This window comes from Polyangium sp. y55x31, assembly GCF_029946505.1.
In the GTDB taxonomy this organism is placed as follows: Bacteria; Myxococcota_A; Polyangia; order Polyangiales; family Polyangiaceae; genus Polyangium.
This window is the reverse complement of sequence record NZ_JARZHG010000008.1, coordinates 157,728-171,096: the sequence shown is the minus strand read 5'-3', so window position 1 is coordinate 171,096 and position 13,369 is coordinate 157,728. Positions and strand designations below refer to the sequence as shown.

Sequence of the window (13,369 nt, the reverse complement as noted above, 5' to 3'; positions counted from 1 at the left end):
GGCAAGGGAGGGGAGCGCGGAATGCGGTCCATGTTCGTGGGCCGCATTGCTTGTCCATTCGGCTTGCGTGGTCTTTTCGAGCCTTTGCTTCCGTCCGTGAATTACGGGGATGGAGTATAAGGGCCGAGCGCCGCCGCGATGTGCTGAGGGTACGAGGGGTGAGCGGAGACCGACGGTGGACCTGAGCGACCAGTCCCAGACCCTGGTGATCATCGGCAACGGGATGGTCGGCTGGAAGCTCTGCCAGCGAATGGTGGAGTACGGGTACAGCGCGAACGACGAGCTCCGCATCGTCGTGTTCGGCGAGGAAGCGCATCCGGCCTACGATCGCGTCCATCTCACGGAGTACTTCGCCGGCCGCCCGCTCTCGACGTTCTCGCTCTCGCCCGAGGGCTGGTACGAGCAAAACGGGATCGAGCTCTTCCTCGGCGACCCGATCGTCGAGGTCGATCGCGAGCAGAGCGTGGTGCGCTCGCGCTCGGGCCTGCGCGTCGAGTACAACCGCCTCGTCTTCGCCACCGGGTCGCGCCCGTTCGTCCCGCCGATCGAGGGCGCCGACCTGCCGGGCGTCTTCGTCTACCGCACGCTCGACGACGTCGCCGACATCGAGGAGTACGCCTGCGATTTCGCGCCGATGAAGAGCGCCGCCGTGATCGGCGGGGGCCTGCTCGGGCTGGAGGCGGCGAAGGCGGTCTACGACCTCGAGCTCGACGTGCACGTCGTCGAGGTGTCGTCCTACCTCATGCCGCGGCAGCTCGACGCCGACGGCGGCGCGGTCCTGCGCGACAAGGTCGAGCGGATGGGCGTGAAGGTCCGATGCGGCAAGAAGCTCGTCCGCATCGAGGAGGTCGCGCTCGATCCGCCCGGCGGCGCCTACGGATCCGTCGGCTCGTACCGAACGGGGGCCCTGCGCGCCGTCGACACGGGCGACGCCGTCGGCCCCTCGATGGGCCTGCGCCTGCACTTCGACGACGGCGAGACGCTCATCGTGGGCATGGTGATCTTCGCGGCCGGCGTGCGCCCGCGCGGCGAGCTCGCGAAAGCGGCGGGCCTGCAGATGGCCGGCGACGGCGGGATCGTGGTCGACGATGGGCTGCAGGCCATCGACCGCAAGACGCGCATGCCCGACGAGCAGATCTTCGCCGTCGGCGAGTGCGCGTCGCACCGGGGGACGAGCTACGGCCTCGTTTTGCCGGGCTACCAGATGGTCGACGTGCTCGCGGCGAACCTGCTCGGCGCCGAGCGCAAGTTCGAGGGCGCCGACACCTCGGCGAAGCTCAAGCTGATGGGCGTGACCGTCGCGGCGCTCGGCGAGCACGACGGCGATCAGCGGCTCGGCGGCAACGCGCTCGTGTTCAACGGCGGCGGCGTCTACCGCAAGCTCGTGATCCGCGATGGACGGCTCATCGGCGCGGTGACCGTGGGCGAGTGGGAGAACCTCGACCGCATCCGCGAGCTGCTCAAGTCGCCGCTGCCGCTCTCGTTCTGGGACATGCGCAGGTTCCGCGGCACGGGCAACCTGTGGCCGAAGTCCGAGTCCTCGCCCGTCACGGAGTGGCCGAACGAGGCGATCGTCTGCGGCTGCGTGCGGGTGACGCGCGGCGCGCTCGCGCTGGCCATCGAGGGCGGGTGTCAGACGGTCGAGGCGCTCGGGACGAAGACGGGCGCGGGCACGCTCTGCGGCTCGTGCAAGCCGCTGCTCGCGGAGCTCCTCGGCCAGGACGGACCCGTGAGCGTCTTCGAGCCGATGCCCCCGTCGTGGCGCGAGGGGCCGCGCAGCCGTCGCGGCGACGGCGGGCCCCGCTCGCGGCGCGGGGAGGGGCCGCGCAGCCGTCGCGGCGGCGAGCTCTCGCCCTCGTCGCGGCTCGAATCGTCGAAACGCACGAGCGTCCTACCGCCCTCGTCGCTCGCCACGGTGTCGTCGTCGTCGTTCGACAGCGACGCGCCGCGCTCGCGCCGCGACGGCAATCCGTCGTCGCTCGAGACCCTCGCGGGGATCGAGATCGCGCCGCCCTCGGTCCGCGAGATCGCGCCGGCCTCGCATCGCTTCTCGATCACCATCACCGATCGGCCGCCCGAGCTCCCGGGCGCGCAGGGCCTCGGCCGCCTCCGCGCGCCGCCCGTCGCCGTCGTGTCCGTCGAAGACGACGCGGACATCGAGCCGGCGCCGATGTCCGTACGGGGCCGGATGATCCACGCGCCGACCGAGGACGACGGCGACGCGGGCCCCGTGTCGGTACGCAGCGCGACCCTCTCCGAGCGTGTCGCCGTGGACCTGCCGCCGCCGAGCACGCTCCGCTCGTCGATCCCGCCGCCTTCGTCGGTGGAGCCGATCCTCGCGTCGAACCTCGGCGCCGCTTCCTTCGTGGCGCCCGAGGTGCCGGAGGAAGCGCCCGTCGCGCGTCGCGGCGTCGCGCTCGCTTCGGAGACGCCGCCGGCCGGCACCGCGATCGCGCCGCGCGCGGAAGCCACGCTCGTGGAGACCCCGGCGCGCGAGCCCGCGAAGACGCCGCCGACGGGCACCGAGATCGCGCCGCGCTCGGCGCGCCTCTCGCTCGACCCGGCCCCGCGGGACGACGCCGCGCCGACGCCGCCCACGGGCATGCCCGTCGTCCCGCGATCGGTGCGTTCCTTGGAGGTCCAAGCGCCTGCCTCGGTCCGCGCGTCTTCGCTCACGCCGCCTTCGGGCATCGCGATCACGCCGCGCACTCCGCGCCGCACAGAGGCCCCGCCGGCGGGCATCGCGCTCATCGGGCTCGGCGGCGAGGCGCTCCCGCCTGCGCTCCCCGAGACCCCCGCGACGGGCCTCGTCCTCGGCCTGGCCGCGCGCGTCACCGCCGAGGGCCCGATCCGCAGGTCGACCCCGCCTGCGGGCTCGGTGCGCGTCGCCTCCCTCGTGCCGCCGTCCTCTTCCTCTTCCCGCGCGATCCCGCCCTCGTCCGCGCCGCCGGCCTCATCGCGCCCGATCTCCAGCGGGGCCATCTCCAGCGGGGCCATCTCCAGCGGCGTCATCCTCCCGCCCTCGGACGTGGCCATCATCACGGCCGACGAGCCCCTGCCGAGGCTCGCCCCCTTGCCCATCATCGAGTCGACCCTCTTCTCGGCCTCGGAAGCGCCGCCGCCTTCCTCGGCGCGTCGGCTCTCGGCGATGGAGGGGCTCATCGACATGGAGGAGCGCAAGGAGAGCTCCTCGACCCGCTACTCGCGCATCTCCCTCCTCGCGAGCGTCGACGAGGGCGAGATCGCCGACGTCCTCACGCCGAGCGTCACGCCGGGCGTCGCCTCCGTGGATCGGGCGCCGATGTCCCGGCGGAGCTGGGTGCCTCCGAAGCGCCTCAGCATCCCGCCGGGCGCGCTCCAGACCCCCTCGGTGCCGCCCGTGCGGCCCTCGATCCAGGCTCCGATCCAGGCTCCGCCGGAGCGCGGTCGCAAGATTCTCCTCGTTGCGTCGGTCGTCGCTTTATCCTGGGTCCTGGTGCTGGTCCTCGCCCCCTCGCTCACCCCCTCGCGTTCCGTCCGGACGGGTGTCCTCCTGGACGCGCTCCTGCGTCCGGGGATCGCCAAGCAGGTGAGCGGATATGCCCTCGTCGGGCTCGCGGTGGCGAGCCTCGGCGTGTCGCTGCGCAAGCGCTGGAAGCGGTTCCGGTCCGCGGACGTGCCCGTCTGGCGCACGGTCCACGCGGTCCTCGGCGCGGCGACCATGCTCCTGTTTTTCCTGCACACGGGCCTCTCCGTGGGGACCCGGATCAACCTCATCCTGGCGATCGACTTCCTTGCCGTGGTGATCCTCGGGGCGCTCGCGGGGGGCGTCTTCGCCGTGAGCTCTCGGTGGAGCCCCCTCGCGGCGCGGGACCGTCGTTTGCGGGCTTCCTTCGTTCACCTCCTCCTGACCTGGCCGCTGCCGATCCTCGTCGCCCTCCATGTACTTGCCGTGTACTACTACTGAGAGGCGGGCCTCCCGATGAGCACGCGTACCTCGATTTTGGCCTGGCTCCTGCTCACGGGGCTCGTGGGCGGCTTCGGGGCCTTCCGGTTCACCTCGCGGGACCAGACGCTCTATTTGCCCGATCAGACGTCGCACGGGCATCATCAAATCGAAATGGCGTGTGCGTCCTGCCATACCCCGTTCGGCGGCGTGAAAGACGACGCTTGCACGAATTGCCATGGCGAGCAGCGCACCGCGGCCGACTCGCATCCGGCCTCGAAGTTCAACGACCCGCGCAACGCCGGCAACCTCGAAAAGATCGACGCGCGCCGCTGCGTCACCTGCCACGTCGAGCACTGGCCCGAGGGCACGCACCGCGAGGGCCACACGATGCCCGTGGATTTCTGCGTCACGTGCCACGCCGACGTCGGCACCGAGCGGCCGAGCCACGCGGGGATGTCGTTCAACACGTGCAGCGACGCGGGCTGCCACAACTACCACGACAACCGCGCGCTCTGGGAAGACTACCTGAAGAAGCACATCGGCGAGCCCGTCATGCTCGCGTCGGCGAAGGTCTTGCCGCGTGGGGTCGCGATGGTCGCGAAGGGCCCGAAGTCGCTCGCGGCGAAGGATCAGGACGCGCCGCGCACGGTCGCGTTCTCGGCGGCGCTCGTCTCCGAGTGGGAGGAGTCGGCGCACGCGCGCGCGGGCATCAACTGCTCCGGTTGTCACAACGGAACGCAGGGCGCCGCCTGGGTGAACAAACCGCCGCTCACGCTCTGCGCGGGCTGCCATGCCGAACAAAACAAGGGGTTTGGCCTGGGGAAGCACGGAATGCGCGTCGCCGCGGGCCTCGGCCCGATGAGCCCGGGCCTCGCGCGCTTGCCCATGCGGGCCGAGGCCAAGGACCTCGAGGTCGGCTGTGAGAGCTGTCACGGCGGGCACTCGGTGAACGCCCGCAAGGCGGCCGTGGACTCTTGCCTTGGATGCCACGACGACGAACACAGCCGGTCGTACCAGCGGTCGCCGCACTTCAAGCTGTGGGAGGCCGAGATAAACCGCACGGCTCCGCCCGGGACGGGTGTATCGTGTGCAACGTGCCACATGCCACGGGAGAAGTCGTCGAGCAGCGCTGCTGTCGTGGTGCAGCACAATCAGAACGACAATCTGAGGCCGAGCGAGAAGATGGTCCGCAACGTCTGCGCGAGCTGCCACGGCGTGGGCTTCTCGCTCGACGCGGTCGCGGACCCGGAGCTCGTCCGGCACAACTTCGCCGGTCGCCCGAAGAAACACGTGGCGAGCGTGGACATGGTCGAGAAGCGCGCAGCGCAGGGGAAGCGCTGAGCAAGGAGAAGACGACGTGAAGATGGGACACTCGAAGGCGGGCGCGATGCTGTGCGGCGTCGTGGCCCTCGCCGGCGTGACGGCGTTCGGCTGCGGTAACCAGGGTGGTGGCGGCGGCGCGGCGGGCGGCATCCAGCCCCAGCAGATGGCGGACGCGCTCTACGCCGTCATCTCGGCCGATCGCGCGACCTACGCGAGCCAGGTCGTCGATCGCCTCGTGAAGGAGAACGCGATCAAGGCGACCGAGCGGTTCAAGGAGGAGAAGACGCTCCCGCTCCCGGCGCAGATGCTGCGCATGGGGTCCGAGCACGCGCAGAAGTCGAACTCGAGCTTCTCCTACGCGCTCCTCTCGCAGTGGCCGATCAACCAGCAGAACAAGGCGAAGACGGAGGCCGAGAAGACGGGCCTCAAGTTCGTCGCGGACAACCCGGGCAAGAACTACTACACGGAGGAGAAAATCGCGGACAAGACCTATTTCACCGCGGTTTATCCCGACAAGGCCGTCGCCGCCGCGTGCGCGAATTGCCACAACGAGCACGCCGACAGCCCGCGCAAGGACTTCAAGGAAGGCGAAATCATGGGTGGTGTCGTGATTCGCATTCCCCTGAACAAGTAACGCCTCGGTCGGGGGGGCCGAGCGGGGGGTTTTACTTGTCGGTTTGCGCCGGCGCCGGCGACGAAGGCGCGGCAGGCGCGGGGGAGGGCGTCGCCTCGGGGGATTGCGGCGCGTCGGGGGACGCAGACGTATCCGCGGGCGGCGGCGGAGGCGCGGGCAGGGCCTTGGGCGGCTCGGCGAAGAAGGGGTCGGGCGCGGACGCGAGCCGGAGGAGCGTGGGCGTCTTCGTGGAGACCTCGGCCGTGTAGGCCTCGGCGCCCTCGGTGGTCTCGCCGGCGTTCAGCGTGGTGGTCACGCGGTAGAGGCCCGGGCGCGGGAACGTTCCGCGCGGGCAAACCTCGTGGAGCAGGATCGTGAACGACGTCGAGGCGCCCGGCTTCAAGGTCCGGAACGCGTCGCGCGGCAGCCCGCGCGGCGGATCGCCGAGGCAACTCTTCGTGTGCCCGTAAGGCCCGTCGACGCGGAACGAGAACATCCACGGACGGAGCGCCACGAAGATCGGCCGGAGCCCCGCGTTTTTCGCGGTCACCGTCAGCGACACCCCGTTCGGCGCGGCGACGTCCTTGAACGAGTCGGCCGTGATTTCGAGCCTCCCGGCGCGCTCGTCGACGATCGGCGCGGGCGCGGCCGGCTTGCCGTCCGCAGGCTTCGTCCCGTTCGTGTTCCCGTTCGCGGCCTGCGGCGGCGGCGGAGGCGGCGGCGGCAGGCTCTCGCCGAGCACGATCGCGGGCGCGAGGATCTGCGGCTGGGGCGCGACCGTCGGCTCGCGCTCGGTGCTCTCGGCGGCGAAGGGCGGCTCGGGCGGCTTCTTCGTGGCCTTCTTCGGCGGATCCCAGCCGAGGCGCGCGTGCAAGGTGACGCCCGGCCGGAGCGCGTCCGCGGCCTTGCCGAAGCAGAAGAGCCGCGGATCGAAGGGCTCGACGTACGACTGCCCCGGCCCGAGCAGGAGCGCGCGGCTCTCGGGGAAGCTCGACGGCTTGAGCGCCTTCGGCAGCTCGCACGTGACGGGCTTCTTCTCGCCTTCGATCTCGATCTCGAACCGGAGCAGCCGCACGTCGGCAGGCACGCGCAAGGGGACCGCTCCCTCGTTGTCGATCCGCATCGTCCACGGCCCCGTCATCGTCGGCGCGACGATCCACAGGCGCGCTTGCGCGGGTGGGAGCGGCGGCGGCTCGGGCGCCTTCTGGGCCTTCGCGGGTAAGGCCTTCGGCGCCGCGTGGGCGCTCGGCGAGACGAGGCTCGAGAGGCAGAACAGCGAGGCGAGGAGGGAAGCGCGCGAGGATCGCATCAACGGGAGCTCCGGCGTCGGTCGAGAGGCGGCTTTCCGCTTTCCTTCCGAGGGCGTCAACCTTAGCGTACAAATGAGCGCCCGCATGCGAGGTCTGTACGCCATCGTGGACACCGCCGCGCTCGACCGGCGCGGAATCGACGTCGTCGCTTTCGCCGAGGCGGTGCTCGAAGCCCGCCCCGCTGCGATCCAGCTCCGCGACAAAACCTCGGGCGTGCGGCGCACGCTCGCGCTGCTCGCCGAGCTCACGAAGCTCGCCGCGCGCGCCTCCGTCCCGCTCTACGCGAACGATCGGCCCGACCTCGCGCTGCTCACGGGCTGCCCGGGGATCCATGTAGGTCAAACGGATCTGCCCGTGCCGCTCGTGCGCGCGCTCGCGGCGCGGGCGGGAGCGTCGTTCGTGGTGGGCCTCTCGACGTACGACGAGGCCGAGATCGACGCCGCCGTCGCCGAAGGCGCAGACTACCTCGGCATCGGGCCGGTCTTTGGGACACAAAACAAAGACGACGCCGAGCCGCCGATCGGCCTGCCGCGCCTCGCGGCCCTCGCGAAACACGCGCGCTCGCTCGGGTATGCACGTCCGCTCGTGGCGATCGGCGGCATCACGCTGGAGAACGCGGCCGCGGTGGGCGCGGTCGTCGACGCCGCGGCGGTCATCGGCGCGCTCCTGCCGATCGCGAGCGGGGACGCGGGGCTCGCCGAGGCGACGGGTCGGGCGCGTACGCTGCACGAGGCGATCGTCCGCGCGACGCCCCGAACGGAGGACGCATGAGCCTCGTCGCCATCGCCGTCACGGCCGCCGTGGCCGCGTCCCTCGGCTACCTCGCGAGCCGGCGCCGCGAGAGCGCGCGCGAGCTCGACGCTCCGGACGCGACGAAGGCCCTCGACGACAAGAAAAAGCCTCGCGCGCTCAAGCCACCCGCGCCCGCCGATCCGCTCGCGGGGCTCGCGTTCGCGCTCGGCGACGTCGTCTCCGCGGAGGGCGACGAGCGCTGGCTCGCGGGCGCGATCGTCGCGCGGGAGCAGGCGCTCGCCGCGGTGATCTTCGTGGCGCCCGAGGGCCTCGCGCACCACGCCGTGGCGCTCTTCCCGGCGGAGGCGCGCGCCGTCCTTTGGCTCAGCCCGGCTGCCGTGGACACGCCGCCCGAGCCGCCCGGGACGCTGGAGATCCGGGGCATGGCGATGCAGCGCCGGAGCCGCTTGCCCGTGACGTTCGAGCGCCTCGGCCAGGGCGCGCCCACGGTCGGCCCGTCGGGCATCCTCGCCATGTACGAGGCCGGCGGCCGCGAGGTCGCGATCGTGGTCACGAGCGAAGGCAAGGCGCTCGCGTGGGCCGGTCGTCGTCTCGATGAAGGCGAGTACGACCGCATGGGCCGCGGCGACGACTAGTCAGGGCATCGCATCGCGCAGCTCGGACACGAGCTGGATGATCGACAGGTTCGGCGAAGCGTTGCGCTCGAGGTAGCCGATCGTGCGGAGCACGAACTCGTAGCGCCGGGCGTCGATCACGGACGCGCGCGGATCTGTCGCGGCACGACCACGCGCCGAGCGGGCGAGGGCTGCGCCGAGGGCGCGCAGGTCATCGCGCAGCCGCTCCTTGTCCTTCGTGTCGAGCGCTTCCGCGAGCGCCACGGCCGGCCCGAGGTCCGGCGCCGCCACGGCCGAGAGCATCGACGTGACGAACTCGTCGCGCGCCGCCGTGCGCTCGGCGTCGGCGAGATCGAGCGCCGCGGCTGCGCTGCCTGCGGCGAGCTCGATCGCGAGATCCTGCTGCCCCGCCGGCATCCCCTTCGCCTCCAGGATCTTGTGCAGCATGGCGTCCGAGAGCGGCCCGAAGCGGATCTTCAGCGTGCGCGATCGGATCGTGTCGAGCATGCGATCCGGCCGCGACGTGAGCAGCACGAAGTGCGTCCCTTGCCGCGGCTCTTCCAGCGTCTTGAGGAGCGCGTTCGCGGCTTGCACCGTGATCTCCTCGGCCCTTCGGATGATGAAGATCCGCGCGCGGCCCTCGTGGGGCGCGTAGGAGGCGTGGGGCAGCACGATGCGGCGCACCTGCTCCACCGAGATCCCTTGCACCTCCTCGGAGCTCTTGCCGAGCGTCGCCGGCGGGTAGAGACCACGCTCGACGAGGATCACGTCCGGGTGTTTCGGCACCTCGGGCCGCTCGGCTCCGAGCGTCACCGCGCGCTGGCAGGCGTCGCATCGCCCGCAGCCGAGCTTGTCGCCGCCGGTGCAGACGAGCGCCTGCGCCAGCGCGAAGGCGGCCATCTCCTTGCCCACGCCGTCGGGCCCCTCGAAGCGGTAGGCGTGGTGGACGCGCCCGCTCTCGAGGGCCCGCACGAGGGTCCGGACGGCCTCGTCCTGGCCGAGGATGCGCGAAAACGGCACGCGCGACTGCCTAGCACGGAGCCCTGCCGCGTTGAAGTGCGCGCTGTGCGGCGCGCGTGAATGTGGAAGGACCACCAAACAACCAAGATCCACCGATCATGAGGATTCCGAAGGGAGGAGTCATGCGCTGCTCGTCTCGTGCTGCCTTGCTTGGCGCGCTCGTGGTTCTCGCGGGGGGCGTCTCGCCTCGCCGCGCCGAAGCCGACACCTGGCCGGTCTCGCGCCACGACGCCGCGCGCACCGGCGCCTCGACGGGATCCGTGCCGGTGATCGAGCCCGTCGTCACGTGGCGCGCGTACATGGGCGGCCGCCCGACGGGCCGCGTCGCGCGCTTCGGCCTCGGGAATTCCTCGCAATTCGTCGTGGCCGTCGGCGGGCGCTTCGTCGCCAAGCACGGCGTCTCGCAGGCGACGCTCTGGAAGAGCGACATCCTCGGCCTCGGCGCGGTCGAGGCCTTCACCGATCTCGACGGTGATGGCAAGAGCGAGGTCGTGGTCCGCACCGAGACGCGCGCGCACGTCCTCGACGGCGCGACGGGTCAGGTCCTCTGGAGCTCGCCGCTCGGCGAGTTCCGCGCGCCCGCGGCCGTCCGCGTGACCGATCTCGACGGCAATGGTTTGCCCGACGTCTACATCGACGAATGCACGGCTTGCGCGACGCCCGGCACCATGACGGCCGGCGCTTTCTCGTTCGCCGGCGGGTTTGGCGCGGCGAACGCGCTCTGGATGCGCCCGGCGAACGTGTCGCCGCCGCCCTCGCACACCGGCTCGGACACGATCGTCGACCTCGACGACGACGGTTTGCCCGAGATCGTGCTCACCTCGCCGTCCGAGATCGTGATCGTGAGCGGCAAGGACGGCCAGACCGTGACGACGCTCGGGCTCCCGGGCGGCGCCGAGGACAAACCTTTCTCGCAGGCGTACGCGCTCGCGGCCGAGATCGACGGTTTGCCCGGCAAGGAGCTCGTCGTCGTGCAGCCGCACGGCCAGGTCGCGGCGAAGGTCGGTCCGCCGGGGATCACGGTGTTCAAGTTCGATCCGCAGACGAAGGCCGGATCGCTGCTCTTCCAGCGAAAGACCGCCGGATACGACGCTGAAATGGTCGCGCTCGCCGACGTCGCCAAGGACCTCGACGGCGACGGGATCGACGAGCTCGTCTTCTCGCACCGCGCGTCCTCCGCGTCCCCGTTCACCACGGAGATCCTGAAGGGCGCGGCGGGCACGACCGCCGCCGTGCTCCCGGGCGCGCGCTTCGAAGGCGCGGCCGATCTCGACGCGACGGCCGGCGCGGAGCTCGTCACCGCGGCCGCTGCGGGCCTTTCCGTCCACCGTTTCAACGGCAATGCCCTCACGGCCCTGGCCGGCCCGCTCGCCGACGTCCGCGCCCATTCGATGCCCGACCCGGCTCGCTGGCAAAGGGGCCCGCTCGATCACCGCCTCGCCGTGCTCCCGCGGCCCGGACAAACCCAGGCGCTGCTCGTCGGCAGGCCCAAATCCGAGCTGCCCTACGCTTCCCTGGAGAATCCGCACACGTTCCGGGACATCCAGGCCTTCGCGTTCGATGCCTCGGGCCCGAAGAAGGTCGGCGAGCATGTCCCGCTCGTCGGCGACGTCACCGGCGTCTTCGGGGCTGATTTCTCCACGCGGCCCTATCCGCAGGTCGCCGTCGGCACGACCGCGGGCACGATTGTCGTGCTGGGACAAACCTTGCAAGGGACGAACGGCATCGTGTTCTGGGGCGGCAAGGCCACGGGCGCGCTCGTCGGCGGCGGCTTGCAGCCGAGCGGGGGCGCGGTGGGCGGCCCGCTCGTCGGGAGCGACGACCTCGGGCCGTTCGTGGTCCTTCCGGGCTCGCCGCTCGGCCTCTACATCGGCGACGCGCGTTCCGCCTCGCTCATCGTCCCCCCGCTGCCGCGTTTCATCCAGCCCGGCATGGTCGCCGCGAGCATCGTGGACCTCGATTCGCTCGGAAAGGCCGTGGTCGGCGTGGAGGGCACGGCCCTCGTGGCGCGGCGCTCGCAGGACGGCACGTCGCTCGGCGCCGTCGACCTTGGCCCGGGCGCGCCCCACGGCACGCCCTTGCCGCTCCGCGTGCAGGGCGAAAGCGTCCCGTTCATCGGCCTCGACTGGCGCATCGAGGGCGTGCAGATCGTCCAGTCCGCGGTCGATTTCACCACCGGCAGCCTCGTTTGGCAGGGCGAACCCTTGCCCTTCGGCGGCTTCTTCGGATCGAGCGTCGGCGACCTCGACGGCGACGGCACGGACGCGTGGTACTCGATGAACGACGGCCTGAACGCGCGTGACGCCGCGACGGGCCAGGTCACCACGACGCCGGGCAATTACATGTGGTATTCGCTCCCCATGCTCGCCTCGTTCCAGGGCGGGCCCGAGCCCGAGCTTTTGCTCCAGGCGGGCGCGTCCTCGCCGCGGCTCCTCCAGGCGGACCTCGGCACCGCGTGGCAATCCGAGTGCCCCGAGCAGGTCAATGGAATGGCCGGCGCGCGCGCTGTTTGCGGCAATGCCGCGCGGTTCGTCACGCCCGCCGTCCTCTCGCCCACGCTGCGCGCCTTCGACGGCGCGACCGGCGCGCTCCTCGGCGCCCGCACGCTCGCCGGCGGCAGCATCTTCCCGACCGTGGACGCGGCCATCGCCGCGGGCAAACGCCCCGGCGTGCTCTCGAATGCGACCTCCATCGCCTCCCTCGGCCCGGGCGGCCCTGCCATTCTCGCGGGCTCGACGGACGGATACCTGTATGCCCTCGACGCCTGCACGCTCGATCTTCGCTGGTCGAAGTTCCTCGGCGGCTCGGTCGCCGAGCCCGTCGTGGGCGACACCGACGGCGACGGCGCGGACGAGATCATGGTGGGCGTCGCGGACGGCTACATCCACCACATCGACGTCCCCGGCTGCCTCGCGCCAAGCTGGGTCTCGTTTGGCGAGACGGACGACGGCCCGTCCGAGGCGCCCCACGTCGTCAAGCCCGGCGACGCGATCAAGGTCGCGTTCGCGCCGGTCGCCGAGGCGAAGAGCTACGAATACGCGCTCGTCGGCCCGGATGACCAGGCCCTCTGGTCCCCGGCGTATCGGCCCGCCTCGGAAAGTTCGATTTCGATCGATCTCGAGGGCGTGCTCGCCGATCGCCCGTACCGCGTGGCCGTGCGCGCGATCGGCCCGAACGGCGCGAGCCCGGACGTCTTTTCGAGGCCCGTCGTCGTCGAGGACGGCAATGCCCCGACGATCGACGTCGCGACGACGGCCAACGGCACGGCCATGGACGTCGGGTTCAAAGCGACGGACGACCTCGCGCTCGACCATTGGCTCGTTCGGATGGACGAGGCGGGCGCGCCGGAGGATACGTCCCTCGTCGCCGGGGAAGGCCTCTTCGACGGCCCTGCGGGCGAGGCTGCGCTTTCGATCACGCCGCCGCCCACGCTTTTCGGCAAGAAGATCGTCGTGCGCGTTTCGGTGCTCGACTCCGCGGGCAACCCGGCGCTGGCCGCGATCAACGCGTCCGTTGATGACAAAGGCCACTTCACGCAGATCGATCCGCCCGTGATCGTGAACCCGGATCCGCCGGCCCAGCCCTCTCCGTCCGAGCCCACCACGTTCGGCGGCTGCGGCGCTTCGGGCCGGACGCCCGGCGCATCCGCCCTCGTGGTGGCGCTCGGGCTCGGCCTCGGCGGTCTCGTCCGTCGCGCGCGTCGCGCCTCGAACGAGCGCCGCTGACGGGCCCATCCTCGCATCCGTGCGCCCCGCCCCTGCGCAGGCGCTTCCCATCCGAATTCGTGGAACAGCGAGAGTCGAAAGGG

Annotated in this window: 8 protein-coding genes; 6 read left to right on the top strand and 2 right to left on the bottom strand. The window is 71.5% G+C overall.

Going from position 1 to position 13,369, the window contains the following annotated elements; translation table 11 throughout:
- Positions 1 to 175 precede the first annotated feature (175 nt).
- The 3 genes from QHF84_RS17330 to QHF84_RS17320 are packed head-to-tail and all read left to right on the top strand — an operon-like array spanning position 176 to position 5,885.
- Positions 176 to 3,946 (top strand): FAD-dependent oxidoreductase, encoded by a 3,771-nt coding sequence (locus QHF84_RS17330; RefSeq protein WP_281314415.1) that lies wholly within the window; start codon positions 176 to 178, stop codon positions 3,944 to 3,946.
- Between the two features lie 15 nt (positions 3,947 to 3,961).
- The gene (locus tag QHF84_RS17325) at positions 3,962 to 5,269 is read left to right on the top strand and encodes a cytochrome c3 family protein (RefSeq protein WP_281314414.1); all 1,308 of its coding nucleotides are present in this window, start codon (positions 3,962 to 3,964) and stop codon (positions 5,267 to 5,269) included.
- A gap of 22 nt (positions 5,270 to 5,291) precedes the next feature.
- A complete protein-coding gene (locus QHF84_RS17320) occupies positions 5,292 to 5,885 on the top strand; it encodes a DUF3365 domain-containing protein (protein ID WP_281314550.1) in 594 nt (197 codons plus the stop codon).
- 31 nt (positions 5,886 to 5,916) lie between these two features.
- Here the strand turns inward: QHF84_RS17320 and QHF84_RS17315 are convergent, their stop codons facing one another.
- Positions 5,917 to 7,173 carry a hypothetical protein gene (locus QHF84_RS17315; protein ID WP_281314413.1) on the bottom strand — a complete coding sequence of 419 codons (1,257 nt, stop codon included), beginning with the start codon at positions 7,171 to 7,173 and terminating at the stop codon, positions 5,917 to 5,919.
- Between the two features lie 85 nt (positions 7,174 to 7,258).
- On the opposite strand from QHF84_RS17315, the gene QHF84_RS17310 reads away from it, so the two are divergent.
- Complete coding sequence (locus QHF84_RS17310; RefSeq protein WP_281314412.1) at positions 7,259 to 7,945, top strand: thiamine phosphate synthase; 687 nt, start codon at positions 7,259 to 7,261, stop codon at positions 7,943 to 7,945.
- The gene (locus QHF84_RS17305) at positions 7,942 to 8,562 is read left to right on the top strand and encodes a hypothetical protein (RefSeq protein WP_281314411.1); all 621 of its coding nucleotides are present in this window, start codon (positions 7,942 to 7,944) and stop codon (positions 8,560 to 8,562) included. The genes QHF84_RS17310 and QHF84_RS17305 overlap by 4 nt, the downstream gene beginning before the upstream one ends.
- Here QHF84_RS17305 and QHF84_RS17300 read toward each other — a convergent pair whose 3' ends face one another.
- Entirely contained in the window at positions 8,563 to 9,561 is a 999-nt protein-coding gene (locus QHF84_RS17300) for a DNA polymerase III subunit delta' (protein WP_281314410.1), read from the bottom strand.
- Positions 9,562 to 9,683: 122 nt separating this feature from the next.
- Between QHF84_RS17300 and QHF84_RS17295 the strand changes: the two genes are divergently transcribed.
- Entirely contained in the window at positions 9,684 to 13,286 is a 3,603-nt protein-coding gene (locus QHF84_RS17295) for a VCBS repeat-containing protein (protein ID WP_281314409.1), read from the top strand.
- The last annotated feature ends 83 nt before the right edge of the window (positions 13,287 to 13,369 follow it).